The 25,676-nt window shown below is 44.5% G+C and carries 25 protein-coding genes; 17 read left to right on the top strand and 8 right to left on the bottom strand.

Annotated elements, in window-relative coordinates; genetic code table 11:
• Positions 1-57: 57 nt before the first annotated feature.
• A complete protein-coding gene (locus VEA_RS06880) occupies positions 58-2,070 on the bottom strand; it encodes an NADPH-dependent 2,4-dienoyl-CoA reductase (RefSeq protein ID WP_012841561.1) in 2,013 nt (670 codons plus the stop codon).
• A 224-nt stretch (positions 2,071-2,294) separates the two neighbouring features.
• Here VEA_RS06880 and sppA point away from each other — a divergent pair, with 224 nt between their 5' ends.
• Together sppA and ansA are read left to right on the top strand one after the other, a co-directional pair.
• Positions 2,295-4,145 (top strand): signal peptide peptidase SppA, encoded by a 1,851-nt coding sequence (sppA, locus tag VEA_RS06875; protein ID WP_012841560.1) that lies wholly within the window; start codon positions 2,295-2,297, stop codon positions 4,143-4,145.
• 164 nt (positions 4,146-4,309) lie between these two features.
• A complete protein-coding gene (gene ansA / locus VEA_RS06870; protein WP_012841559.1) occupies positions 4,310-5,323 on the top strand; it encodes an asparaginase in 1,014 nt (337 codons plus the stop codon).
• A gap of 99 nt (positions 5,324-5,422) precedes the next feature.
• Here ansA and VEA_RS06865 read toward each other — a convergent pair whose 3' ends face one another.
• Positions 5,423-5,707: a YeaC family protein gene (locus VEA_RS06865; protein WP_005380700.1), complete on the bottom strand. Its 285-nt coding sequence runs from the start codon at positions 5,705-5,707 to the stop codon at positions 5,423-5,425.
• 101 nt (positions 5,708-5,808) lie between these two features.
• Here VEA_RS06865 and VEA_RS06860 point away from each other — a divergent pair, with 101 nt between their 5' ends.
• Positions 5,809-6,630, top strand: coding sequence for a DUF2989 domain-containing protein (locus tag VEA_RS06860; protein ID WP_012841558.1), 822 nt, complete (start codon positions 5,809-5,811; stop codon positions 6,628-6,630).
• 115 nt (positions 6,631-6,745) lie between these two features.
• Here the strand turns inward: VEA_RS06860 and msrB are convergent, their stop codons facing one another.
• A complete protein-coding gene (msrB, locus tag VEA_RS06855; RefSeq protein WP_012841557.1) occupies positions 6,746-7,156 on the bottom strand; it encodes a peptide-methionine (R)-S-oxide reductase MsrB in 411 nt (136 codons plus the stop codon).
• 337 nt (positions 7,157-7,493) lie between these two features.
• Between msrB and gap the strand changes: the two genes are divergently transcribed.
• The 10 genes from gap (at position 7,494) to VEA_RS06805 (ending at position 17,605) form a co-directional block, all read left to right on the top strand.
• Entirely contained in the window at positions 7,494-8,489 is a 996-nt protein-coding gene (gene gap / locus VEA_RS06850) for a type I glyceraldehyde-3-phosphate dehydrogenase (RefSeq protein ID WP_012841556.1), read from the top strand.
• 158 nt (positions 8,490-8,647) lie between these two features.
• A complete protein-coding gene (locus VEA_RS06845; RefSeq protein ID WP_012841555.1) occupies positions 8,648-9,532 on the top strand; it encodes a D-hexose-6-phosphate mutarotase in 885 nt (294 codons plus the stop codon).
• 199 nt (positions 9,533-9,731) lie between these two features.
• A complete protein-coding gene (locus VEA_RS06840; RefSeq protein ID WP_006741743.1) occupies positions 9,732-11,768 on the top strand; it encodes a methyl-accepting chemotaxis protein in 2,037 nt (678 codons plus the stop codon).
• A gap of 96 nt (positions 11,769-11,864) precedes the next feature.
• Positions 11,865-12,692, top strand: a complete 828-nt coding sequence (gene rlmA, locus VEA_RS06835) for a 23S rRNA (guanine(745)-N(1))-methyltransferase (RefSeq protein WP_006741742.1) — start codon at positions 11,865-11,867, stop codon at positions 12,690-12,692.
• A gap of 97 nt (positions 12,693-12,789) precedes the next feature.
• Positions 12,790-13,737: a ChaN family lipoprotein gene (locus VEA_RS06830; protein WP_006741741.1), complete on the top strand. Its 948-nt coding sequence runs from the start codon at positions 12,790-12,792 to the stop codon at positions 13,735-13,737.
• A 251-nt stretch (positions 13,738-13,988) separates the two neighbouring features.
• A complete protein-coding gene (locus tag VEA_RS06825; protein ID WP_012841554.1) occupies positions 13,989-14,348 on the top strand; it encodes a hypothetical protein in 360 nt (119 codons plus the stop codon).
• 397 nt (positions 14,349-14,745) lie between these two features.
• Positions 14,746-16,323 carry an alkaline phosphatase gene (locus VEA_RS06820; protein ID WP_012841553.1) on the top strand — a complete coding sequence of 526 codons (1,578 nt, stop codon included), beginning with the start codon at positions 14,746-14,748 and terminating at the stop codon, positions 16,321-16,323.
• Between the two features lie 136 nt (positions 16,324-16,459).
• Positions 16,460-16,759 carry a ribbon-helix-helix domain-containing protein gene (locus VEA_RS06815; protein ID WP_031780613.1) on the top strand — a complete coding sequence of 100 codons (300 nt, stop codon included), beginning with the start codon at positions 16,460-16,462 and terminating at the stop codon, positions 16,757-16,759.
• A gap of 148 nt (positions 16,760-16,907) precedes the next feature.
• Entirely contained in the window at positions 16,908-17,303 is a 396-nt protein-coding gene (locus VEA_RS06810; RefSeq protein WP_012841552.1) for a VOC family protein, read from the top strand.
• 17 nt (positions 17,304-17,320) lie between these two features.
• Positions 17,321-17,605, top strand: coding sequence for a putative quinol monooxygenase (locus tag VEA_RS06805; protein ID WP_012841551.1), 285 nt, complete (start codon positions 17,321-17,323; stop codon positions 17,603-17,605).
• A gap of 68 nt (positions 17,606-17,673) precedes the next feature.
• On the opposite strand, the gene VEA_RS06800 is transcribed toward VEA_RS06805, so the two are convergent.
• Positions 17,674-19,272: a mechanosensitive ion channel family protein gene (locus VEA_RS06800; protein WP_012841550.1), complete on the bottom strand. Its 1,599-nt coding sequence runs from the start codon at positions 19,270-19,272 to the stop codon at positions 17,674-17,676.
• A gap of 271 nt (positions 19,273-19,543) precedes the next feature.
• A complete protein-coding gene (locus tag VEA_RS06795) occupies positions 19,544-19,984 on the bottom strand; it encodes a YcgN family cysteine cluster protein (protein WP_005384948.1) in 441 nt (146 codons plus the stop codon).
• 187 nt (positions 19,985-20,171) lie between these two features.
• On the opposite strand from VEA_RS06795, the gene VEA_RS06790 reads away from it, so the two are divergent.
• Positions 20,172-20,420, top strand: coding sequence for a GlsB/YeaQ/YmgE family stress response membrane protein (locus tag VEA_RS06790; protein WP_005397239.1), 249 nt, complete (start codon positions 20,172-20,174; stop codon positions 20,418-20,420).
• 127 nt (positions 20,421-20,547) lie between these two features.
• Positions 20,548-20,796, top strand: a complete 249-nt coding sequence (locus VEA_RS06785) for a YkgJ family cysteine cluster protein (RefSeq protein WP_025574470.1) — start codon at positions 20,548-20,550, stop codon at positions 20,794-20,796.
• 18 nt (positions 20,797-20,814) lie between these two features.
• On the opposite strand, the gene VEA_RS06780 is transcribed toward VEA_RS06785, so the two are convergent.
• Genes VEA_RS06780 through VEA_RS06770 form a run of 3 tightly spaced genes read right to left on the bottom strand, consistent with a single transcriptional unit; the run spans position 20,815 to position 23,176 of the window.
• A complete protein-coding gene (locus tag VEA_RS06780) occupies positions 20,815-21,474 on the bottom strand; it encodes a helix-turn-helix transcriptional regulator (protein WP_005397228.1) in 660 nt (219 codons plus the stop codon).
• Positions 21,475-21,502: 28 nt separating this feature from the next.
• Positions 21,503-22,780 (bottom strand): L-cysteine desulfidase family protein, encoded by a 1,278-nt coding sequence (locus VEA_RS06775; RefSeq protein ID WP_006741736.1) that lies wholly within the window; start codon positions 22,778-22,780, stop codon positions 21,503-21,505.
• Positions 22,781-22,795: 15 nt separating this feature from the next.
• On the bottom strand, positions 22,796-23,176 hold the full coding sequence (locus VEA_RS06770; protein WP_005397224.1) for a RidA family protein: 381 nt from the start codon (positions 23,174-23,176) through the stop codon (positions 22,796-22,798).
• Between the two features lie 316 nt (positions 23,177-23,492).
• Here VEA_RS06770 and VEA_RS06765 point away from each other — a divergent pair, with 316 nt between their 5' ends.
• Both VEA_RS06765 and aqpZ read left to right on the top strand, forming a co-directional pair.
• A complete protein-coding gene (locus VEA_RS06765) occupies positions 23,493-24,752 on the top strand; it encodes an SLC5/6 family protein (protein ID WP_031780611.1) in 1,260 nt (419 codons plus the stop codon).
• 206 nt (positions 24,753-24,958) lie between these two features.
• Entirely contained in the window at positions 24,959-25,657 is a 699-nt protein-coding gene (gene aqpZ / locus VEA_RS06760; RefSeq protein WP_006741734.1) for an aquaporin Z, read from the top strand.
• Positions 25,658-25,676 lie beyond the last annotated feature (19 nt).

Raw genomic sequence — 25,676 nt, 5'->3', positions numbered from 1 at the left:
TATACAAAAAAAGCTGCGCTCAAAGCGCAGCTTTTATGGTAAACACACATTAAAAGGCTAGAGTTTTACCGCCAATTTAACACCTTGACGAATCGCACGCACAGCATCAAGTTCACCCGCATGGTCAGCTCCGCCAATGATATGAATCTTCTCTCCAAGTTCAGACCATTTATCTTCAAATGGACGAACAGACTCTTGCCCCGCACAAATGACGACTTTGTCCGCGTTCAATAACTGTTCTTTTCCATCTACATGAATGTGCAAACCTTGATCATCAATTTTATCGTAAGACACGCCACCGACTAAATGTACGCCCCGTTTTTCAAGGGTACGTTTATGGATCCAACCTGTCGTTTTACCCGGACCTTTACCTACGCGGCCTTTACGACGCTGAAGCACCCAGACTTCTTTATCGCTGACCGCATCAGGGTAAGGGTATAAACCACCCGGTTGAGACATCTCTTTGTCGATTCCCCATTCATGCAACCAGTCATCCAACGTTTGTCCAACTGGCTCTGTGAGCATGGTCGCGACATCTACGCCAATACCACCTGCACCAACGATAGCCACTTTCTCACCGACTGGCGTTTTGTCTCGAATGAGTGTTTGATAGTCGACGACTTTTTCTGGGTTCTCAATTCCATCAATATTGACTTTACGTGGCTCGACACCCGACGCCATCACGATCTCATCGTATTCTGTTAGTAGGTCATAGTTCGCTTCCGTCGATAAGTGCAGATTCACGCCTGTTTCATCAATACGGTTAGCGAAATATCGTATCGTCTCTCGAAACTCTTCCTTACCAGGGATCTGCATCGCAAGACGGAACTGACCACCGATGCGGTCGCTCTTTTCGAACAAATCAACCTTATGGCCACGTTCAGCCAGTGTAGTCGCACAAGCCAAGCCCGCCGGACCTGCTCCGACAACGGCAATGTTTTTCTTCTTAAAGGCTGGTTCAACAACGATTTCGGTTTCATAGCACGCAAGTGGATTCACTAAGCAACTGGCGCGCTTACCTTTAAACACGTTATCTAGACACGCCTGATTACAACCAATACACGTATTGATAAGCTGCGCTTTTTCCTGTTCGGCTTTAGCAACAAAGTAAGGATCAGCCAAGAATGGGCGCGCCATCGAAACCATATCGGCATGCCCAGAAGATAGAATACGTTCTGCTTCGTCTGGCGTATTTATTCGGTTACAAGTGATGATAGGAACCGAAACGTGAGGCTTAACTTTTTCCGTAACCCACGTAAACGCACCGCGTGGTACTTGAGTCGCAATGGTAGGAACTCGAGCCTCGTGCCAACCGATACCCGTATTGATAATCGTGACGCCAGCCTCTTCAAGCGCTTTCGCCAATTCGATAACGTCTTCAAATGTGCTGCCCTGCTCGACAAGATCCAGCATAGAGAGACGGAAAATGATGATGAACTTGTCACCCACCGCCTTACGAACCGCTTTGACAATTTCTAGCGGAAAACGCATACGTTTTTTGTAACTGCCACCCCATTCGTCGTAACGCATGTTCGTGCGCTTACATAAGAATTGGTTTATCAGGTAACCTTCCGAGCCCATTAACTCGACGCCATCATAACCAGCAAGCTGGGCTAACTCAGCGCTATTTGCAAAGGCATCAATGGTTTTCTTTATCTGGCGGTCGCTCATTTCACTCGGAGCAAACTTTGCAATTGGCGCTTTAATGCCAGACGCACTTTGCGAGAATGGATGCATGGCATAACGCCCAGCATGGAGAATTTGTAGGGCAATTTTGCCACCGTGCTTGTGCACCGCTTCTGTCACAACTTTGTGGGCCTTGGCATGCTTTGGCTTGCTGAACTCAGCACTCAATGGGTGCAAACGACCGCGTAAGTTAGGAGAAAAACCTCCGGTAACAATCAGTCCAACACCGCCTTTCACGCGTTCTTCATAGAAAGCGGCGAGCTTCTGTAATCCTTCTTTGTGCTCTTCTAAGCCCGTGTGCATTGATCCCATCAGGACTCGGTTTCGTAATTGTGTAAAACCGAGATCCAGTGGCTTTAATAGGTTTGGGTACATGGCAGACATCACTTAACATCCATTGTTATTATCATGGTCTGACCAGATTAAGCCCGCTCAACCAAAAAATCAAACAAGCGTTTACATTTTTGTAACACCGATCAATCTCGCGTGAAAATATGCCAATTGTTGAGTGGTCGTGATAAGCTAAAAAAATGTTATCTTTTGAGATCTTAGAGATAAGAACCCATACTTTGTTAGACTCGGCGTAACTATCTCGTTATGGAGACAAGATGAAAAAACTCTTCAAATTTATTGGTTTGATATTTAAAGGGATATGGAAGAGCATCACCTTTATCAGACTCGCACTGGCAAACCTGATCTTCTTGCTGATGATTGCCGTTTTCTACTTTGCTTTTACTTATACCGGAGACGGTCAACCCGTCGTCGAAAAAGAGTCGGCATTGGTGATGAACCTTTCAGGTCCGATTGTCGAACAAAGACGCTATGTAAATCCAATGGACTCTTTTGCTGGTTCCCTTTTGGGCAATGAGTTACCGAAAGAAAACGTCCTTTTCGATATCGTTGATACTATTCGCTACGCGAAAGACGATCCTAAAGTGTCTGGATTAGTGCTAGCACTGCGAGACATGCCAGAAACAAATCTCACGAAATTACGTTACATCGCGAAAGCGTTGAACGAATTTAAAGCGTCAGGTAAACCCGTTTACGCCGTAGGTGATTTTTACAACCAAAGCCAATATTACTTGGCAAGTTACGCTGATAAAGTTTACCTGGCACCTGATGGCGGCGTATTGATTAAAGGTTACAGTGCCTATTCAATGTACTACAAAACGTTATTGGAAAAGCTCGATGTTTCTACTCATGTTTTTCGCGTAGGTACTTATAAATCCGCTATCGAACCTTTTATTCGTGATGACATGTCCGATGCCGCGAAAGAGTCTGCAACACGCTGGGTTACTCAGTTGTGGAGTGCTTTTGTTGATGACGTAACCACAAACAGAAATATTGATGCGAAAGTGCTTAACCCAACCATGGATGAGCTGATTGACGAAATGAAGTCAGTGGATGGTGATCTTGCTCAGCTCGCGGTTAAACTAGGCTTGGTTGATGAACTCGCGACACGCCAAGACATTCGCACTCTATTTGCAAAGCAGTTTGGTAGTGACGGCAAAGACAGCTACAACGCGATTGGTTACTACGACTACCTTGCAACGATTCGCCCTGATTACACACTACCTCAGCACGATATCGCCGTTGTTCTAGCCAGTGGCGCGATTATGGATGGTCAACAACCTCGTGGTACTGTCGGAGGTGACACCGTCGCAAGCTTGTTGCGTCAAGCACGCAATGATGAAAAGGTGAAAGCGGTCGTGTTGCGAGTAGATAGCCCTGGGGGTAGTGCCTTTGCCTCTGAAGTGATTCGCAACGAAGTAGAAGCACTGAAACAAGCAGGCAAGCCAGTTGTTGTATCCATGTCGAGTTTAGCCGCTTCTGGTGGTTATTGGATTTCAATGAGCGCAGACAAGATCGTTGCTCAGCCAACAACACTGACGGGTTCCATTGGTATTTTTAGTGTCATCACCACGTTTGAAAAAGGCTTTAGCAAGTTAGGCATTAATACTGATGGCGTTGGCACATCGCCGTTCTCTGGTGACGGTATTACCACTGGCCTTTCTGACGGCGCGTCTCAAGTATTCCAATTAGGTATCGAGCACGGTTATAAGCGCTTTATTTCTTTGGTTGGCGAGAATCGCGATATGTCTCTAGAGGAAGTCGACAACGTCGCTCAAGGTCGAGTTTGGACTGGACAAGACGCCCTATCCTTTGGTCTTGTTGACCAAATGGGTGACTTTGATGATGCCGTAGAACTAGCGGCGAAACTGGCGAATGTGACTGATTACGGCATTTACTGGGTAGAAGAACCGCTTTCTCCTACTGAACTATTTTTACAAGAGTTCATGAAACAGGTGAAAGTCTCTCTAGGTATTGATGCAACCAGCTTGCTACCAAAAAGTCTTCAACCCGTAGCTCAACAGTTCGAACAAGACGCAAGCTTGCTACAAAGCTTTAACGATCCTAAAGGTCAATACGCATTTTGTTTGAACTGCCAAGTGCAGTAGCTTTTTCATTAATATTACAAAGGGTATCTCTACTTGAGGTGCCCTTTTTATTACGCTCAACATCTCCTCAGATGACTTTCTGATGCTGTGCGCATAGCCTCGCATCTCAAGGTTATTTAGGTATATAATCCCCGCCTCTGTTCCCCTACATGAAAGAAAAAACGATGACTAGAAAACACATCTACATCGCTTACACCGGTGGCACCATCGGAATGCAAAAATCGGATCACGGCTATGTGCCTGTTGCTGGCTTTATGGAAAAGCAACTAACAAGCATGCCAGAGTTTCACCGTCCTGAAATGCCGGATTACACTATCCACGAATACGACCCTCTGATTGACTCATCAGATATGACGCCTGCCGACTGGCAGCAGATTGCGGATGATATTCGTGACAACTATGACAAATACGATGGTTTCGTCATCCTACATGGTACTGACACCATGGCATATACAGCATCTGCATTGTCTTTCATGCTTGAAAATCTTGGCAAGCCAGTGATTGTTACAGGTTCACAGATCCCTCTTGCGGAGCTGCGTTCTGACGGTCAAGCAAACCTATTGAATGCTCTGCATATTGCCGCAAACTACCCGATCAACGAAGTTACTTTGTTCTTCAATAATCAGTTGATGCGTGGTAACCGCAGCACAAAATCTCATGCGGACGGTTTTAATGCCTTTACTTCACCAAACCTTCCTCCACTACTGGAAGCTGGGATCAATATTCAAGTAAGCAACAGCGTAACCGTTGGTGCACAACCAGAAGGTGAGTTTAAGGTTCACAACATCACGCCACAACCAATCGGTGTGATCACCATGTATCCTGGTATATCACATGAAGTTATTCGTAATACGCTTCGTCAGCCTGTAAATGCTATGATTCTTCTGACTTTTGGTGTCGGCAACGCGCCTCAAAACCCTGAGCTACTGGGCCACCTAAAAGAAGCCTCTGAGCGCGGCGTTATTGTCGTGAACCTAACTCAATGTTTGGCAGGCAAAGTGAATATGGGCGGCTACGCCACGGGTTGTGCACTGGCAGACTCTGGAGTTATCAGCGGCTTTGACATGACGCCAGAAGCGGCACTAGCAAAACTGCATTACCTTCTAAGCCAAAACCTTTCTTACGAAGAAGTGAAAGAGAGAATGCAGCAAGTACTGCGTGGTGAGATGAGCCTATAAATTCAAGCTTACTACGATCTAAAAAGCCCAATAGAGATTGGGCTTTTTTCTTTTAAAGTCAAAGTAGTAAACGACACTCTGTAAAATCAAAGGTTACACTTAATCAATGTTCGGATTGACACGAACAATGTCGCTCTCTTCTCCGCTAAATTGTTTTTTAAGTTCTTGCTTCGATTTAAAGCTGATTTCACCACCTGCCGCAACCGTCATATGCTGCGCATCAGTATTATGTTTTGATTGATACAACATCACAGCTTGCATACACGAATCTCGCTGCTCTTTAGAAAGTGTTGTACCCTCTGGCCATCTTCCCGTTTCTACTGCATAGACTAAGCGATCATAAACTTCTGGAGTCATCGCTTGTAATAGTTGTTCTGCGTCCATAATGTACCTTCTTATTACATTCTATTTACAGAACATAACGGGTTAAGAAACTGAGTCAAGAATACGAAAATGAATTGGTGTAACGGATCACAAGCAAAACCATGAAAAGAACACACTGGTTACTTCTCAGCCTCACAAGTCTCGCACTAACGGGCTGTTTCGAAGGTAACGTGACAACCGAAGAGTTGTGCCAAAAAACACCAGAGCTGCGCTGCGAACAGCTCAATATGGATGACGGGCAATGTCGAGTTCCCAGAACAAACTTAGTATGGCATCGGTTTGAGCAACTGAAATATCCATCAGAAGCCAATCAAATTATCGAATACGGTCTGGTCGCTGAATATAGGAAATGCTTAGAACTCGCCTCTCAGATCACACCTATTGCTCAAAGTGCTCTCAAGAGACAGCGTTTTAACGCTTTGGTACACAGTATTGATGAGCTAGAACGCATCGTAAACGAGTTAAAAGGCTCAGAAGACCCCGCTACTTTGTATTTTTTGTGGTCTCAAACGGGTGACATCCAAGCTCGTCGCGCATTTTTACAAATGGAAGGCTCACCCAAGTTAAATACTGCTGAGATGCAATATGCATTAGCTACTTTCTATACTAATCGAGATGCTAAGAAAACGTTGATACTGCTGAATAAAGCGTTGTCTTTATCGGATGAAGACAACCTTAATCCGATCATTCTCAAATCAATGGCAAGCATTCATCAAGGGCTTGGAGAAAAAAAGCGCGCGTATCTGTGGGCAATGGTTGCAAAAAGATTCGACGTCCCGCTTGCTGATGAAAAGCAGCTCAAGCGTATGTTTAATTTTAGTCATGCAGAGCATTATCAGCAGCTAGATGAATTAGCTGAATCGGTGGCAAAAGCCATAGAGAGAGGGAACTACTCTCCAGCAATGATACCCAAAGAGATATAAACGAAAAAACTCCCGCAATTGGCGGGAGTTTTTCGTTGGGTCAAACTACACTCTGTTTTCTACTTACAACAAATCGTATTGAAAGGATAAAACACTATCGAGCACAATTTTGTCGTTATTGTTCTGATTTGTTGAAAATTAACGACACCGAATTAACACAAAAACGCTCACCCGTGGTCTGTGGGCCATCTTCAAAAACGTGCCCTAGATGGCTATCACATGCGGCACAACGAATCTCTGTACGTACCATTCCGTGACTCAGATCTTCTAAATAGCGCACCGCTTGATCATTGATGGGCGCATCAAAACTTGGCCAACCACAGCCAGAGTCATACTTGTTATCAGAGACAAAGAGAGGGGCATGGCAACAGGTACAAGCATAAACACCCGTCTCTTTATTATGCAGTAGTTTACCGCTGAAAGGCGGTTCTGTACCTTGCTCTCGGCAGACACGAAACTCTTCTTCAGAAAGTTGCTCACGCCACTGCTCATCTGACTTCGCCACTTTTTTCCCGTTTTGTTCCACGACTTTCTGCTCCTTCTTTACTGTTTTTGGTATTGACTTTTTTAGCAAAAAACTTGCTTCTCTTAACAGTTGTAGCACATACTTTCTCACCAGGACACCATGCGTAATTAATTTGATAAGAGCACTTATCTCACCAGTTATATTACGCCAACTGGACTACAGAAGAATCAGTTAAAAGTTTAAAAAACGAACATTTGCGAAGAATTGTTAAAAAAAGCGTCGCTTTTTTTTGACTTTAAACAAGTTAAGTCCGATTATCACTTGCAGATGTTTACTGGATTCTGTAATTTTACTACCAGTTATCTTTAATCAGAAATTAAGTTGTGGAGCAACTATAATGACTATCAAAGTAGGTATTAACGGTTTTGGCCGTATCGGTCGTTTCGTATTCCGTGCAGCGCAAGAGCGTGCTGACATCGAAGTTGTAGGTATCAACGACCTTATCGACGTAGATTACATGGCATACATGCTTAAGTACGACTCAACTCACGGCCGTTTCAACGGTACTGTTGAAGTTGAAGGCGGTAACCTAATCGTTAACGGTAAAACTGTACGTGTTACTGCAGAGCGCAACCCAGCGGACCTTAAGTGGGACGAAATCGGTGTTGACGTTGTTGCAGAAGCAACTGGTCTTTTCCTAACTGACGAGACTGCACGTAAGCACATCGAAGCTGGCGCGAAGAAAGTTGTTCTAACTGGTCCTTCAAAAGACGCTACTCCAATGTTCGTAATGGGCGTTAACCACGCGACTTACGCTGGTCAAGACATCGTTTCTAACGCTTCTTGTACTACTAACTGTCTAGCGCCTATCGCTAAAGTTCTTAACGACAAGTTCGGTATCGAATCTGGTCTTATGACTACAGTTCACGCTACTACAGCAACTCAAAAAACTGTAGACGGTCCTTCTGCTAAAGACTGGCGCGGTGGTCGTGGTGCTTCTCAAAACATCATCCCATCTTCAACTGGTGCTGCTAAAGCTGTAGGCGTTGTTCTTCCAGAACTAAACGGCAAACTAACTGGTATGGCTTTCCGCGTACCAACAGCTAACGTTTCTGTAGTTGACCTAACAGTTAACCTAAAAGAAGGTGCATCTTACGAAGCTATCTGTGCAGCAATGAAAGAAGCTTCTGAAGGCGAGCTAAAAGGTGTTCTAGGTTACACTGAAGATGCAGTAGTATCTCAAGACTTCATCGGTGAAGTTCAAACTTCTGTATTCGATGCTAAAGCTGGTATCGCTCTAACTGATAACTTCGTTAAAGTTGTATCTTGGTACGACAACGAAATCGGTTACTCAAACAAAGTTCTAGACCTAATCGCTCACATCTCTAAGTAATTAGATAGTTAGCAATTAGCGAATAACTTCGTTAAAGAAAAGGCGGCTCTAGAGTCGCCTTTTTTGTATCTGGAATTTGAGAGAATACCTCGGCGCTGTTGCATTGTATTTGCGACGGATGTCGAAACCCTATTTTCCCCAATGATAGGAAACAGCACATGGATTTAAAAACTCTCCCAGCTCTAACCGTGTTATCTGATAACGTTACTGTCGTTGAAATTGATCAGGTCAAAGTAGTACGTGTTATTCATGAGAAAGCGACAGCAGGCATCTCCTTACATGGTGGTCACGTTGTTTCGTTCACTCCTGCTGGTCATGAAGATTTGATTTGGATGAGCGAGAAGGCGATTTTCGACGGGAAAAAAGCCCTGCGAGGCGGCATTCCCGTTTGCTGGCCATGGTTTGGGCGTATTGCAGCACCGGCTCATGGTTTCGCACGTACTGCTGAATGGGAGCTGGTTGAACATCGCGAGAACGATAACGGCGTGATTGTTGAACTTGCTCTGTTCCCGACAGAAGAAATCCACGATATTTGGCCACATATGTTTGACGCTCGTTTGGTGGTTGAAGTTGGCGATGAGCTAAAAGTGACACTCAAAGTCATGAACATCGATGACGAAGCTTGGACCTTCTCTGGCGCGTTACATACTTACCTAAACGTTGGAGACATTAAGCAAGCACAAACGACAGGCATGGGTGCCGAGTACATTGATAGCTTGAAAGCTGATGCGGTATGCCAAGGTGGTGATGTTCTGCAACTCACAGACACCATTGATCGCGTTTACACGCAACCAGAAGCGAAAATTTTGGTAAAAGATCCGGAACTGAATCGTACATTAAGCGTGGAAAACCATGGTCATAACTCCGCGGTACTTTGGAACCCTTGGGCAGAAGGTGCACAAGGTATGGCTGATATGGCTGACGATGGTTACCAAACCATGCTGTGTGTTGAATCTACTGTTCACGCTCCAAGTATCGAGCAAGGTAAAACGCTCCAGCCAGGTGAGACTCATGAACTTGTCACTGTAATTTCAGTGCAGTAGTTGTAACCAGCTCAAAGGTCGGGGATACCCGGCCTTTTTTGTAATAAAAGCCTCACTTAGATGGTCCTCTCTCAACTAACTTATTGGTTATCAGTCACTTTTGACTATTTCATTAATAAATATCAAAAAATTCGATCATATAAACCGATAGCATGCCGATACAAAACTCATAAATAATAAAAATATCAGGAATTGATCTATGTTAGAGAGATACCGAAATCAAAGTGTCGGATTCCAGTTAAAGCTGGTTATCACTTTGTGTCTATTCATTGCTTTCAGCAGTATTGCTGCGCTTGTTTACCGTAACGCTTCCGATGTTCTATTGGAAAGCACCCTTAAAGAGCACCAATCTAAAGTAGAGTCGATGGCTAAAACCATTGCTGGCCAATTCGATGCTTATCTGCATACCGCTAAAGTGCTCGAGTCCACTTTTCGTAATGGTTACCTTGCCGGTGTTTATGTCGAAAACTATACCGTTGATTTCATGGGTCATGAAATACCAAACATCACTCAATACAGTGAAAGCTTAATTAACGACACAAAGCTGGTCGATAGCTTCACACGTGATACCGGTGCTATCGCGACTTTATTCGCGCCTTTGGGAGATGACTTTATCCGTGTATCTACCTCACTAAAAGATCCTCAAGGTCAAAGAGCAGTGGGAACCACACTAGGTCTCGACCACCCAGGTTATCAGCAACTAAAAGCTGGTCAGCCATATTACGCTCAAATAAAGTTGTACGGCGAACGCTACATTACCTATTACTCTCCAATTAAAGATGCAACAGGAAAAGTTGCAGGGTTATCGTTTATTGGTTTACCCGTAGATCAAGCAACACAAACGCTATTCGATGCGCTAGAAGAGATTAAATGGGGCGACACTGGCTATACCATCATTGTCGACAACGACGACAACAATCTTGGTAAGTACCTACTCCATCCGACTAAAAGTGCAACCGACCCTTCAATCACAGAAGTTCGTGACTACGAGGGTAATAAGCCTTTCCATAAAATTTTTGAACAAAAGAGCGGATTAATTCTCTACCCTTACCAATTCGGCTCAACAGTCGGCGAAAAGTACTTAGTGTTTACCGAAGTACCAGGCTGGAACTGGAAACTACTGGGTGGTACGTTCATCAAAGAAGTGACCAAAGGCAGTGATACACTACTCAAACTTATCGCCATCATTTCTTCGGTAGCGGCAATCATTACTTTTGTTGTACTGACACTTTTCTTGAATCGCAGCTTACAACCTCTGGCCGTTCTAAACTCCTATATGACTCGCTTGGCGGGCGGCGAGGTCAGCTTGAACGTCCCATCGTCTCGTAAGGCATCAAAAAATGAAATTACGAACCTGAATACGGGTGTCGCCAGTATGGCAAGTCAACTCAATGAACTTGTTGGTAAGATCCGTTCCACAAGCGACTTAGTAGAGAGCAACTCCACCAGCGTTGCCAATGATGCCCATAGCAATTTAACCCAAGCTGACCGCCAACAAGAAGAAGTAGAACAAGTGGTAACAGCAATCGAAGAGATGGCCTCTTCTGCTCAATCGGTTGCCCAACAAGTCGAAAGTATTGCGGAAAACGTACGCTCAGCGAATACCGATAGTCAATCTGGTCTCGCGATTGTAGAAGGCGTATGTATCGATGTTGCTCAACTCAACGATCAGTTAGATCAATCAGCAGCGGCTATCGAGCAAGTCAATCGCGATAGTGAGAGTATTCAAACCGTCACGAAAATGATTGATGAGATTGCAGAGCAAACCAACCTACTTGCGTTGAATGCAGCCATTGAAGCCGCACGAGCAGGTGAGCAAGGTCGTGGCTTCGCAGTTGTAGCAGATGAAGTGCGCACACTTGCGCACCGTACACAAAGCTCAGTTCAGGATGTAGTTGAAATTATTGAGAAGCTAAAAGGCTCTACTCATAATGCAGTTAATATGATGACTGACAGCCAACGCAGTGCCAATCAGGTCTTGGACAAAGCACAAGACGCAGGTACAGCATTAGAGGCCATCGCAGTACAAGTCCAGTCGATAGCGTCTCAAGCCGACGCCATTGCTGCGACCTCAGAAGAGCAAGCGCAAGTATCCCAAGAAATTGCTGCAAATGCCCATTCTATCAGTGAGCTAAACCGAGAAAGCCGCAACACCAGCGCGAAAACCTCGCAAAGTGCCATTGAACTGCAACAACAAGCTCGGAACTTGAAAGAGCAAGTCGACTTCTTCCACTAATAGTGAATATGAGCCGATTCCATCGGCTCTTTTTGTTTCACTTGAGACCACGCTTTTTGATAGAATTTGCCGCCCTACTTTCTGTTCGAGATCGTCATGAACTATCAATGCCCTTTATGCCACCAAGCTCTAGCGTTAAATGAAAAAACGTTTAAGTGCGAAAACAATCATCAGTTTGACTTAGCAAAAGAAGGCTACGTTAACTTGATGCCAGCGCACCACAAACGTTCTAAAGATCCTGGTGACAATAAAGAGATGATGCAAGCTCGTCGTCGATTCCTTGAGGGGAATTACTACAACCCAATGCGCCAAGAGGTTGCGCAGCTGTGTGCGAAATACACAGAGGGAACCGATCATCAATTATTAGATATTGGTTGCGGCGAGGGTTACTACACGGATCAAGTGCAGAAAACGATACAAACGCAAACGGACGATGCGACGATATATGGATTGGACATTTCAAAAGTTGCGATTCGTTATGCGGCGAAGCGCTACACACAGTGCCACTTTAGCGTCGCTTCTAGCCATCGGCTTCCTTTCGCGAATGAATCCTTAGATGCTATTTTGCGCATTTATGCCCCTTGCAAAGCAGAAGAGCTTCAGCGCGTTGTAAAAGAGAACGGTGTGGTCATCACGGTGACACCTGCAAGCCGTCACTTATACCAACTACGTGAACGCATTTATCAAGATGTTCGTCTTCACAGTGAAGAGCCAGAACACATTGAAGGATATGAATTAGAGCATCAACAACATCTTAACTATGTTATGAATTTGAAGGACGGGGCCGCATTCGATTTATTGCAAATGACGCCATTCGCATGGAAAGCAACCGATGCACTTCGTGAAGAGTTGAAGTCCGCTACACTCTATCAGTGTGAGGCTGATTTTATGCTGCGCGTATATCGCAAAAAGTCCACTCAGTAATAATAGTGGCAACCAACAAACGCAAATAGTTATCATTTATATTGATTCATTGCTCAGCCTCCATTAATATCATCCGGACATTTTTGGAGGCTTTTCAATGCGCTTTTCTATTTTAAGCTTGCTCTTTGCTGGCTTACTTACTGGTTGTTCTTCTGTTCCATCAACCAACTCTCACCCTACCTCTGCGGAAGTCACTACTTTTTACGACTACCAACTTTACACTCCTTCTGGTGAGCACATCGCTCTAAGCGAACTACCAAAAGAGCTGCGACAAGCAGATGTTATTCTTATTGGTGAATGGCACACACATGCCGGCGTTCATCGCTTTCAAACCGATATGCTCAAACAACTTTCATCTTATGACCGCCCACTCGCGTTATCAATGGAACAATTTACCCGCGACAAACAACCTGTTGTTGACGCTTACCTGCGTGGGGAAATCGGTGAACAGTACTTGATGAAACAAGCCAATGCTTGGCCCAATTATGAGAGCGACTATCGCCCTCTCGTTGAGTTTGCTAAGCAGAAAAATCTCCCGGTGATTGCAGCGAATGCACCAAAGGGCATTGTCCGATGTATTGGTCGTCAGGGGATAGACTACGTTAACAAGCTCGATGATGAGCAGCGAACGTTTATTGCAGAATCCATCAACACGGCCAGTAGTCCATACAAAGAGAAGTTTATGGCATCCATGCATCATGGGAAGCCAGAACAAACCGAGAAACAGTTTGCAGCTCAAGTAACTTGGGATGAAACCATGGCAGAGTCTATTGTTAACTACCTAAACGCCAAACCAGGTGCTCAGGTTGTTCATGTCGCGGGTAAGTTTCATACCGAGCAAGGATTAGGTACGGCTGCATCCATCTTAAGCCGCAACCCGAGCTTAAAAGTGGTTGTAATTAGCCCAACAGATAATGTGCTTGCTGATCATACTGATTATCAGTTAGAGGTTCTTGCACCACCAGTACGGTATGTACAAGATGCTCACCGCATGGCGGCATATCAACACCTCACTAAGCGCAATAGCGATCTTCAATGTAAGTAGCTGGTCTTCAATTTAAGTTACTGCCTTTTAGTTGCGCTATAGCATCACACTGCTCCGAGTTCATAGAGTGACAACGGTCTGCTTCCTGCTGGTCTATTTTTTGCTAATGATCACGAATAGAAACCAGAATCGGCAAAAGCAGACCTGTTTTTATCCAAATAGCTTCAGAAATAGACTTTGCCGCCGATAGTAATATAACTGCTTTTTACCCGCACTCAGTGACCGAGTGTCGATGTTCCAAGGAGTATTCGATGAATCCAGTAGGAAGCACTTCTGTTAATAGCTATGCCAAACAATCTGTCGCCTCTAAGCAAACAAGTATTGCACAAGAGGAAGGCAACGCTTCGCCGCTAAAAGTCGAACACAATAAGGTGACACTGTCTACGGAGGGCAAAGCGCTCCTTGCCGCTCTGCAGCAAATCGAGCACGACAGTAAGAAAGTAGAAGCAGAAGATAAATCTGTTGGTGAAAAAGTGGAGTCCTTTACACATGGCGCACTTGGCATGGATCACCCTGACAAAATCGAGGAAGAAGAAGACGGCTCATACTCTGCGGGTCAATACCTTTCTGCGGCCCTCACTGTCGGTGGCATCATATTAGCGTTGGTCTAATAATCGTTACGACAATAAATCCTATTTGAATAAATCACTAACTGCAGCCCATAATTTGATACGTCAAAGAACGATATGTCGTAAACGTAGGTTATATACTCCTCAATTCGACCGCTCTTATGACCTTAGAACGCATACTCGTTTATTGCTCCCTAAACTAGGTTTCTTGTGAAGGCACTGAATGGATAACTTTAGTCCATGCTTTCAACTCCTAAGCGTAATCCAAGCCCACGTTTGTGGGCTTTCTTCTTTCTAAATTCACAAACGTTAGAGGTTGATTCACTTTTTCTACAAACCCAAGCAAAGACGACAATTTAGTTAAACTTTTATTACCGACACAAAATCGTCATAAATCATTGTTTTAATGCCAGCGCTTTCAATGAACAAGGAAAATATAATGAAGCGCTTAGTATCTCCAATCGTTACCGCAGTGGCAGCATCAACCCTCTCTTTTAATGCACTCTCGGCCGAAATCAAAAACGTTATTTTGATGATCGGCGATGGCATGGGGCCTCAACAAGTTGGTCTACTAGAGACTTACGCCAAACACGCACCTAACTCGATTTACAAAGGCGAAACTACCGCTTTGTATAAACTCGCTCAAGAAGGTGTGATTGGATCATCACTGACCAATCCAGAAGACGCGATTGTCGTCGACTCTGCGTGCTCCGCAACGATGCTAGCAACAGGAATACCTACCGCTTCTGAAGTCATTGGCATTGATAGCCAAGGCAACCACGTTGAAACCATTTTGGAAAAAGCCAAAAGCAAAGGTAAGGCTACGGGTCTCGTCTCTGATACACGTATGACTCATGCAACGCCAGCCGCATTTGCCGCTCATCAACCACACCGTTCTCTAGAAAACAGTATTGCGGCGGACATGCTAGAAACTGGCGTAGACGTGATGATGTCTGGCGGACTTCGTCATTGGATTCCAAAGTCGACAAACGACAAGGGAGAGACATACGAGCAACTTGAAAAGCTCACTGAAGGTAATGTCTACCTAAAGTCGAAACGTAAAGATGAGCGCAACTTACTTACTGAGGCGCAAGACCAAGGTTACAACCTGGCTTTCAGCCGCGATATGCTCACACAAGCTAAAGGTGACAAATTACTTGGACTTTTTGCTTACTCGGGCATGAACGATGGTATTGCCTACAGTCAAAGCAAAAACGATCCAAAACGTACGCAGCCATCGCTGGAAGAAATGACCACCAAAGCAATCGACATCCTTTCAAAAGACAAAGACGGCTTTTTCTTAATGGTTGAAGGCGGTCAAATTGACTGGGCTGGCCACAGTAACGATGCGGGTACGATGCTGCATGAAATGATCAAATTCGACGAAGCGGTAGACTCGGTTTATGAGTGGGCAAAAGGCCGTGATGACACACTGATCATTGTTACCGCTGACCACGAGACCGGTTCTTTCGGCTTTAGTTACTCATCAGCAAACTTGCCTAAACCGCAAAAACGCGACGGCGAAGCATTCAAAAATCAAGATTACGCGCCAAACTTCAACTTTGGTCAGTTCGAGATCCTTGATGGTTTATACAACCAAAAGAAAAGTTACTACGGCATGATCAGCGAATTCCAAGCGCTTGATAAGAAAGCTCAAACACCAGAGAAGTTTGCGGAAATCGTGAACGCAAATAGCGATTTTTCGATTACACCAGAGCAAGCAGAACGCGTATTAGCAAGTAAACCAAATCCATACCGACTCGCTGGACACAAATACTTAAGCGAAGAGAACGTTCCTACAATCAATGACTTTGATGCGTTCTTTCCTTACAACGACCGTGGCAACTTGCTAGCGCGTGAGCATGCAACAAAGCAAAACACAGTATGGGGAACGGGTACTCATACGCATACCCCAGTCAACGTATTTGCTTGGGGGCCGGCAGAAACTATCCTTCCGGTATCAAAAATCATGCACCACTCTCAGTTAGGCGAGTACTTAAAGCAACAAATCAAATAATCGGCTTGCACTTACTTCACGACTCGTGATGTTCAAACGCTCTCGTAAGGGAGCGTTTTTTTATGCATGAAAATAGTTGACGTTTTAAACAATAAACCTCAATAATTATAGGTCTTTGATTATATGAATGAAGAAAATGTGCGAAATATTTGCTAAGCAGCCCCAAGACAACTATCAGTTCATCACCCGCTCTATCCGTATTGATGGTCACGCCACAAGTGTAAAACTTGAAGCAAGCTTTTGGACAATTCTTGAGGAAATTGCTAACGCTCAAAACATGACTGTTCCTAAGTTTATTAGTACGGTCTATCAAGAAGCGCTCGAATACAATGGTGAAGTAAACAACTTTGCCTCCCTACTCCGCTGCGCCTGTCTCACTTACGCTCGCCAACCTAAAGAGACGATTCGTCAAGCACTGACACAACTAAACACTTAACAATCAACCGCTGACCAGCCTACCAATAACCTTCATAAGCTATGCAACAGAGTTGTAAGCCATTGAGCATGTTCTAATTTGTCGTACTAGAGTACTACCCAAGCTCCTTTTGAACTAGCTAACCTATGCGGACTATCAAGGAGTACCCATGACAAAAATGATTCACACCATGATCCGAGTCAGCGATCTGGACCGTTCTCTACAATTTTACCGCGACATACTAGAGCTAGAAATCAAAGACCAATACATCTTTGATGGTTTTTCTCTGACCTATCTAGCCAACGAAGAAACTGGCTTTGAATTAGAGTTGACACACAATCACGATCAAACTGAGCCTTACACTCACGGCTCAGGCTACGGTCACCTTGCTGTCAGCGTAGAGGACATCGAACAAACTCACAAACGCATTAAATCTCTCGGTATTGAAGCGGGTGACATCAAAGCTTTTGATCACCAACAAAAGCATTTGGCAACGTTCTTTTTTGTGACTGATCCTGATGGTTACAAAATTGAGTTCTTACAACGCCAAGGGCGTTACCTATAACAAAAAGAGTAAACATCATGATTCACTTGACTGCTACCTTTCACGCACAACCGGGAAAAGAACAGGAACTGAAAGCAGTGCTCACCCGGGCACTTGAACCCACTCGCAATGAAGAAGGTTGTGTTCGTTATCAATTATTCCAAGATAAAGACAATGCGTGCCACTTCGTTTTTCAAGAGCAATTTAAAGACCAACAAGCGTTCGATCTTCATGGTGAAACAGAACACTTTGCTCTTTTGATTAGCCAAATCGACAACTTGCTAGAATACGAACCGAAATTGGTGTTCTTTAACGAACTGTAAAAACACCGCTTAATGCAAATAAAAAGGCACTCTTTCTAGAGTGCCTTTTCGTACTGTTTTGGCTGTGATTACGCGTCTTGTTTCTCTACCATGTGCAAATGCACATCTTGTTGTGGGAAAGGAATCGAAATGCCTTCTCGGTCAAAGCGCAGTTTCACTTCTTTTGTCACATCCCAATACACGTCCCAATAATCATCAGTTTTTACCCAAGGACGAACAATAAAGTCTACAGATGATGTGTTTAACGTATGCACTTTGATCATCGGCTCGGGTGTACGAAGTACTGCAGGGTGAGAAGTAATGATATCAGACAGCACTGACTCGGCTTTCAGCAAGTCATCCGCATAGCCAATGCCAAACACCATATCCACACGGCGAATGCGCTCGTGTGTGACGTTCTTAATGACATCTCCCCAAATTTTACTGTTAGGTACAATAATAATTTGGTTATCAAACGTACGGATTGTGGTGTTCACCAAACTCATATGGCTTACCTTACCATCCACGCCACCAGCATACACAAAGTCACCAACATCAAATGGGCGGTAAATAAGCAACATCATACCCGCCGCGAAGTTGGACAAGGTGTCTTGCAAAGCGAAGCCGATAATCACACCAGCAATACCAAAACCGGTTAGGATCGGTGCTAGGTTCAATCCGAGCTGAGATAGGCCCACCATGATACCAATCACCCACACGAACTTGCCGGACATTGAGATAAAGAAATCCTGCATCAAGTGTGAGAGTTTTAAGTTTTTCGATGAAACCGCCTTGCTGACCACTTTGCGCGTTAACTTCGCGAGCCCACGAGCGATCAATAAAATCAACGCAAATACAAACAACTGGAAAATGTGCTGCGGCGCATTTTCGGCAAACCAGTCTAGTGCCGAGTTGGACCAATGGCTCAGTATTGACCACACTACTTTGGTATTCAGCAAGTCATGGGTGATATTCCCTGTCACTTCGAAAATTTGGCGTTTGTATTCGGACGTTTCTAAACCGACTTTATCGCCAATCGAAATTAAATTGCGTAGGCTTTCCGTCGCAATATTCAGTCTTTGTTTAGTAATAAGCTGACTTAGCTGCAGTGACGCTTTTTCCGATTCAGGGCTTGACGAAAGTTGAGAGCCGATGATTTCACTTTGCTGGCTCAAGTACTCAATTGAGGCAGACAGCAAACGCATACGTTTATCAACTTTATCCTTTAGTTCCGCTTCTGCGCGCTCATTTTGAGCCCCTAACTCTTTCAGCCAAGCAAGGTTTTGCCAACTTGAATCGAAGCTGACATCGAGGTAATGCTGTAACTCTCGGTAATCATTAACAAGAGCAAGTTTCTCTTCATCCTTGGCTTTATTTAAATCTTCAACGACTTTCTTTATTTTTTCCGACAGATAGTTCGTGGCGTCCTCAGAGTATTTTTCCTGCTTTTTAACCAAGGAGATCAATTTGTCGTGAGGGATAGTTTCACGTTCAATCGCTGATGCTAACTGACTTCTTAACTCTTCATTTTTTTGGAATAGCTGTAGTTGAAGCGCGTCGCGCTCATCACCACTCGCTTGCGAGAGACCTTGGGATAAATCCACAATTTCTCGATTCAAGTTATCAATAGAAGTTTCGGCAGCAGAGGGCTCTGGCGTATCCTGAATATCTTTCGCATTGATGACCATAGGGGCCATCATACCGAGGATGAGCGCGAATAATGCCACCCAAGATGTCAGGCGTATTTTCTGGGGGAAATGAAACGTCATGTTTACCTCTTAGGGAACAGTTCTGATCAAAACGACCAAGAATAGAAGTGTAAAGCCTTGAAATTATATACCTAAGTTTACAACACTAAATAATAAACTGAGCAGCATTTCGTTAGTTGGGCGTCAAAGTTGAGAAACCCAATAACAAACAAGCCTTTCATTATTAGGTGAAAGGCTTGTTTACATTTAACTACGGGCGATTGGGGTGATTCAGAATGTGGTCTTCCCAATCCACCACATCAATCTCGTATACCACTTTATTGCGGACACTTTCGCCCGCCGCGTGCATCGCAGATTTCGAGCCCGTAATCAACGGATGCCATTCTGGTAAAGGTTGCTTTTCAGCCAACAGGCGGTAAGCGCACGTATGCGGCAGCCAAGTAAAATCGTCGATGTCTTCGCGCGTCAGCTTGGTGCACTCTTCACCCGAAGTAAAACGATTTGGGTAATCCTTACAAGAACACGTTTTGCTATTTAGCCAGCTACAGGCCACATTGGTGTAATAGATTTCATCGGTATCTTCGTCCATTAGCTTATGCAGGCAACATTTACCACAACCATCACAGAGAGATTCCCATTCCTCTTCTGTCATCTGCTCTAACGATTTACTTTGCCAAAATGGAGTGCTCATACTTCAGGTCTCACCAAGGGAATTAGGGGCCGATTTATACTCTTCTCGCCGCAAAAGTTCAAGTTTTGAGAAGATCTCGAATCATTCACACATAACAGTAGAGATATTCAACTACTTTCGCTTTACTGTTCTATCCTTAAACGAGTTTCCATTACTCAATTGATCAAGAAGGCATTAAGGAGTTTTCATGGGTATTATTTCTTGGATTATTTTGGGCTTAATCGCCGGTGCACTCGCAAAATGGCTCATGCCAGGAAAAGATGGGGGTGGCTGGATTGCGACAATGCTACTCGGTATTGCTGGGGCGTTTGTCGGCGGCTTTCTTGGCGGTATTCTGGGTTTCGGCGGGGCAACTGGCGTAAATATCGGTAGCATAATCACCGCAACGCTAGGCGCATTTATTCTGCTGTTTGTTTACAACCGCTTCTTGAGATGATCACAACGGTTTAGAAGCCAAAAGGAGCACTCTATTGAGTGCTCCTTTTTATTTTTTTCTTAGGCGACTCTTCCAATCCACGTCAAAATGACCATAATTGCCCCTCAATTTTTAAGAGGTTTACATTATGGATTGTCGACTAGGATGCGGAGCTTGCTGTATTGCGCCAAGTATCTCTTCACCGATACCTGGAATGCCCAAGGGCAAACCAGCAGGTGTTCGTTGCGTACAACTCAACGATGATAATTTGTGTAAGCTGTTTGGTAAGCCTGAGCGCCCTAACGTTTGTCACGATTTTAAACCGTGTCCGGTTGTGTGTGGCAAAACCAACCAAGAAGCGCTCGACAACATCACTGAGCTAGAGCAACTTACTTAATCTATTCAGAGCCCCCGTTTAGTCGTTACCAAGCTCTCGTAAGTACAAGTAGATGGTATCGCGCGAAATGCCAAGATGGTTTGCAACCATTAAAACAGCATCTTTGTATTTAAAAATGCCTAAGCCGTGCAGTCGCGTCACCAGTTCACGGTTACGTTTAGAAGGCGCAATGGCTTCATTTTCCCACACTTCTGTTTGCACGGTTTCTATCGTACTGATGATGGTTTCATCGATATTACGCGCAAACGTTTCTGGTGATCGAGCGCCACCAACACAACACTCGGTGTGTTGCTGAGGCAGCATTGCCTTTAAAAATGCCTGCATCGGTGCATCCATATCCACGTTGATACACAGCAAACCAATCGGTTTGTTTTTTGGATTTCTGACAATGGTCGTAATGGAGTGCAAGGTCTTTCCGTTCGACGTTTTCGTCAAGTACGAATCAGAAACGTCCTTGCCCTCTCTTAACTTCATTCTCGCTAAGTTGGTAATTGGGGCACCTTCACTGCGTTCCGTCACGTGCCCATTTGCGATTTTGATGATTTCCGGCGCTTCGGCATCTAAGCTGTGGAGAACCACTTCAGTGTGTTCACCATACATACGTGCAATGCCATCCACGACGTTTTTCATAGAGTTCAAAATATCGAGATCACTCTTGGTGAGTTTCTTTAGTAGCAATGTTACTTCCCTTAGCAAAAACTGGAGGTTAGGCCGACATAATATCGATAATAGATTTGTCAGTATACGGCATACCGAAACGAACCATTGAGCCAACATTTCTTATCGTTTGCTCAACTTCTTCGCCTACTATACCTTGATTCTTAACACTGTGGTTACCCATCGCCATCAAATATGAGCGCACCGCCGTTGTCGATGAAGTACACACTTTCATCGCACAAGAGGACTTCGCACCATCGCACACCATACCTGAACTGTCGCTGATGACGTTTTGAATGGCGTAGCATGATTGCTCGAATGTACCACCAGCTAAATACACCAGCGCCATAGAAGCTGCCGCACTGGTAACAGTGTTGCCACAAAATGCGGATAACGGTGGGTAATAAGATTTGATGTAAATAGCCCCTAAATGACTCATGATCAACGCGCGAGCCAGCTGTTCTTCGTCGTTTTGAAATGCTTCTGCGGCAACTACAACTGGCATTGTAGCGGCAATACCTTGGTTCCCACTGCCGAAATTGCTCATGGCTGGCAACGTCGCCCCTCCCATGCGAGCATCAGACGCCGCTGATGTCATCATCTGTATACGACTCATTAAGTCATTGCCCAATAAGCCTTGCTCGATGTTGCCTTTTAGCGTGCGTCCAATTTCTAGGCCGTAACCTCGGTCGATACCCTCTTGAGCCAGCAAGGTATTAAGCTCTGCAGCTTGGAGAATAAATTTGATCTCTTCAAAAGGCGCTTGAGTGGCAAACTCATAGATTTGTTTGATCGAAATATCCACACCTTCACAAACGGAAGCGGTTGCAACGCGTTGCTGTGGTGGAGCATCAAAAATCACGTCGCCATTGCGCGTGATCTGGATAATGTTGGTGTGACCGCCACTGATCGTAACCGAAACAACATCGTCACCAGAAGTGAGCGTTACGCTGCAATAAATGAATTCTTGCGTATCCATGCGCGCTACAGTTACCCGCTCTTCATCTATCAATTGTTGCGCAGCAGCGACATCCTGCTCATTAATCCGAGCCAACACTTCCAGTTCTGCTGTTGGGTCACCGGCTAATGCACCAACTGAGGCGGCAATTTTGAGGCCTATCTTGCCCGTTCCGGGTACGAAAACACCCATCGAGTTTTTAAATAGGTTGTCTGAAACACGCACCTCTATCGCATCAATATCGGATGTGCCTAACTCTTTTCTAGCAACTGCTGCCGCGTACGCAGCAGCAATGGGTTCTGTACATCCTAATGCAGGTTTCACAACTTGCTTAATGATTTGGATATATTGTGTCCATTGCTGGTTCATGCTCTGTTCTCCGTATTACTTTTTATGAGCAATCGCTTCGACTTCAATTAACACGCCAAGAGGCAAATCTTTCACTGCGAAGCAACTGCGTGCCGGACAATCTTGTTGGAAAAACTCTGCGTAGACCTTGTTAAACTCGGCAAAGTCATTAATATTCGATAGGTAACACGTTGTTTTTAAAACAGTATCGATACTGCCACCACCAGCCTCTAAAACGTGCTTCAAGTTAGTAAGAGATTGATGACTTTGTGCACTGATGCCGCCTTCAACTACTTTTCCTGTTGCCTTATCAACGGGTAATTGGCCAGAAGTAAAAATCAAATCACCATAGCTAGTGCCATGTGAATAAGGTCCGATAGCAGCAGGCGCGTGTTCAGATGAAATCAATTTTTTCATTTTTAAATCCTCACATAAATTTTATTTTTTATTAAGAAGTTTCTAATTCAACTTCCGTATTAGCGTTATTTTTTCAATTAAATATGAATCAAACAACTAGATCAGATCACAAAACTCGTTAAAAACTCCAATTTATTTGAACTTCTTCGCCAAGATCTCAAATTTATCTGAATTTTCCACAAAAAAATTGGTGATATGCATTTTCTCAATTAAATTTGAGAAAATTCATACTAACAAGAGAAACAATAAAATGAGCGTGACAGCACCTACACAAACCTTACCTATCGGTAAAGAGCCACCGCACGTAAAAGCAGGCATGGCCCTAGACGAGTGGAAAGCCGCGATCAAGTTTGATAGCACAGACTGGGGATGGGTGATCATGAGTATCGGCATGGCAATCGGTGCCGGTATTGTCTTTTTACCAGTAAAAGTAGGCGTATTGGGCCTTTGGGTATTCTTGGCCTCTGCCGTGATCGGCTACCCAGCGATGTACTTGTTCCAACGCCTTTTCATCAACACTCTCTCAAGTTCACCAAAGTGCCAAGATTACGCTGGCGTCATTTCTGGTTACCTTGGTAACAAATGGGGGGCGTTATTAGGTGTGCTCTACTTCATCATGTTGGTGATTTGGGTCTTTGTTTACTCAACAGCTATCAACAATGACTCGGCATCTTTCCTACATAGTTTTGGCATCACGGAAGGTTTATTGTCTGAAAACCCGCTATATGGTCTGGCTTTAGTGTGCGCGCTGGTCGCTATTGCATCTCGTGGTGAAAAGATTTTATTTAAGGTCAGTACTGGTCTTGTACTGATTAAACTTTGTACCGTTGCATTACTTGGCGTCATGATGATCGAGAAATGGGATGTAGCGAATGTCGGTGCAATTCCAGAAACAGGCGCTGGTTTGAAAGATGCAATTGAGCTACTGCCGTTTACTCTAACGTCTATTCTCTTCATTCAAAGCTTGAGCCCAATGGTGATCTCATACCGCTCAAAAGAAAAATCGATTGAGGTTGCTCGCTTTAAAGCCATGCGCGCAATGAAAATTGCTTTCGGTATCTTGTTTGTGACCGTCTTCTTCTACGCGATTTCCTTTACGCTTGCGATGTCACATGAACAAGCGGTTAAAGCAGCAGAAGAGAACATCTCTGCTCTTGCGATGGTTGCGCAAGGTATGGACGGCACGACGCTAAAACTAATGAGTTTGATGCTGAATATTTTCTCAGTAATGACTGCGTTTTTTGGCGTGTACTTAGGTTTCCGCGATTCTTGCCAAGGTCTAGCGATGCTGGCTCTAAAAAAGGTCATGCCTGAAGATAAGATCAATAAAGACTTAGTCACCAAGGGAATCATTCTCTTTGCGATTCTCATGGCGTGGGGTGCAATTGTATTGAATCTACCAGTTCTGAGCTTCACATCAGTATGTAGCCCTATCTTTGGTTTGATTGGCTGTTTGATTCCAGCTTACCTTGTCTACCAAGTGCCTTCTTTACACAAGTACAAAGGCGCGTCGCTTTACTTGATTATTGCGACTGGTATTTTGTTGTGCGTATCACCTTTCGTCGCATTTAGCTAAAACCTACTTTGCCTTGGCTGTTACTCAGGTAGTGATGGCCAAGGCAAACTTAAAATTCAACCTCTCCTCTCCTTGCTTTTCTCTCATCCTTGAGAACTCTTGCCACATACCGTCCTATTTGCAGTCTTTACGAGACCTCCCTCACACTTTATTGACAATTCTCGACTATGTTCAGCGGGTCATTTAAGTAGAAATTAGGAAATAACATGAACAAGTATTTGGCAGAGGCTTTTGGTACGTTCTGGCTAGTATTAGGCGGCTGCGGTAGCGCAGTGTTGGCTGCAGGTTTCCCAGACGTGGGTATTGGTCTGCTAGGCGTTGCTCTGGCCTTTGGTTTAACCGTTTTAACCATGGCATTTGCAATCGGTCATATTTCAGGTTGCCACTTGAACCCGGCAGTGACGGTTGGTCTTTGGGCTGGCGGTCGTTTTGAGACAAAAGACGTTGCGCCTTACATCATCGCACAAGTGCTCGGTGGGCTTATCGCTGGTGGCATTCTTTATGTCATCGCGACAGGACAAGCTGGATTCGATGTTGTGGGTTCTGGCTTTGCCGCCAACGGTTATGGTGAACACTCGCCGGGTCAGTACTCCATGCTTGCTGCGCTAGTTTCTGAAGTCGTGATGACGATGATGTTCCTTATCGTGATCATGGGGGCGACAGACAAACGTGCACCTCAAGGTTTTGCACCTATAGCGATTGGTTTGTGTCTGACTCTTATTCACCTGATCAGCATTCCTGTGACAAACACCTCAGTAAACCCGGCTCGTAGTACAGCAGTCGCAATGTATGTGGGTGACTGGGCAGTTTCTCAATTATGGCTGTTCTGGATTGCGCCTATTTTGGGTGGTGTACTTGGTGCAGTCATCTACAAAAACCTTCTTGGTAAAGAATCGAACGATTAATCGTTCCCAACTCACAAGG

This window comes from Vibrio antiquarius (assembly GCF_000024825.1).
Lineage (GTDB): Bacteria > Pseudomonadota > Gammaproteobacteria > Enterobacterales > Vibrionaceae > Vibrio > Vibrio diabolicus.
The sequence above is the reverse complement of the archived record's forward strand: the minus strand, read 5'-3'. Positions and strand labels throughout refer to the sequence as shown.

Coding starts and splice junctions, on each gene's coding strand:
- VEA_RS06805 (WP_012841551.1), top strand. CDS start 17,321: ATGATTCACTTGACTGCTACCTTTCACGCACAACCGGGAAAAGAACAG.
- VEA_RS06840 (WP_006741743.1), top strand. CDS start 9,732: ATGTTAGAGAGATACCGAAATCAAAGTGTCGGATTCCAGTTAAAGCTG.
- sppA (WP_012841560.1), top strand. CDS start 2,295: ATGAAAAAACTCTTCAAATTTATTGGTTTGATATTTAAAGGGATATGG.
- VEA_RS06775 (WP_006741736.1), bottom strand. CDS start 22,780: ATGAACCAGCAATGGACACAATATATCCAAATCATTAAGCAAGTTGTG.
- VEA_RS06880 (WP_012841561.1), bottom strand. CDS start 2,070: ATGTCTGCCATGTACCCAAACCTATTAAAGCCACTGGATCTCGGTTTT.
- VEA_RS06770 (WP_005397224.1), bottom strand. CDS start 23,176: ATGAAAAAATTGATTTCATCTGAACACGCGCCTGCTGCTATCGGACCT.
- VEA_RS06810 (WP_012841552.1), top strand. CDS start 16,908: ATGACAAAAATGATTCACACCATGATCCGAGTCAGCGATCTGGACCGT.
- VEA_RS06865 (WP_005380700.1), bottom strand. CDS start 5,707: ATGGACGCAGAACAACTATTACAAGCGATGACTCCAGAAGTTTATGAT.
- ansA (WP_012841559.1), top strand. CDS start 4,310: ATGACTAGAAAACACATCTACATCGCTTACACCGGTGGCACCATCGGA.
- gap (WP_012841556.1), top strand. CDS start 7,494: ATGACTATCAAAGTAGGTATTAACGGTTTTGGCCGTATCGGTCGTTTC.
- rlmA (WP_006741742.1), top strand. CDS start 11,865: ATGAACTATCAATGCCCTTTATGCCACCAAGCTCTAGCGTTAAATGAA.
- VEA_RS06860 (WP_012841558.1), top strand. CDS start 5,809: ATGAAAAGAACACACTGGTTACTTCTCAGCCTCACAAGTCTCGCACTA.
- VEA_RS06795 (WP_005384948.1), bottom strand. CDS start 19,984: ATGAGCACTCCATTTTGGCAAAGTAAATCGTTAGAGCAGATGACAGAA.
- VEA_RS06825 (WP_012841554.1), top strand. CDS start 13,989: ATGAATCCAGTAGGAAGCACTTCTGTTAATAGCTATGCCAAACAATCT.
- VEA_RS06800 (WP_012841550.1), bottom strand. CDS start 19,272: ATGGTCATCAATGCGAAAGATATTCAGGATACGCCAGAGCCCTCTGCT.
- VEA_RS06830 (WP_006741741.1), top strand. CDS start 12,790: ATGCGCTTTTCTATTTTAAGCTTGCTCTTTGCTGGCTTACTTACTGGT.
- aqpZ (WP_006741734.1), top strand. CDS start 24,959: ATGAACAAGTATTTGGCAGAGGCTTTTGGTACGTTCTGGCTAGTATTA.
- VEA_RS06845 (WP_012841555.1), top strand. CDS start 8,648: ATGGATTTAAAAACTCTCCCAGCTCTAACCGTGTTATCTGATAACGTT.
- VEA_RS06785 (WP_025574470.1), top strand. CDS start 20,548: ATGGATTGTCGACTAGGATGCGGAGCTTGCTGTATTGCGCCAAGTATC.
- VEA_RS06820 (WP_012841553.1), top strand. CDS start 14,746: ATGAAGCGCTTAGTATCTCCAATCGTTACCGCAGTGGCAGCATCAACC.
- VEA_RS06815 (WP_031780613.1), top strand. CDS start 16,460: ATGTGCGAAATATTTGCTAAGCAGCCCCAAGACAACTATCAGTTCATC.
- VEA_RS06790 (WP_005397239.1), top strand. CDS start 20,172: ATGGGTATTATTTCTTGGATTATTTTGGGCTTAATCGCCGGTGCACTC.
- VEA_RS06765 (WP_031780611.1), top strand. CDS start 23,493: ATGGCCCTAGACGAGTGGAAAGCCGCGATCAAGTTTGATAGCACAGAC.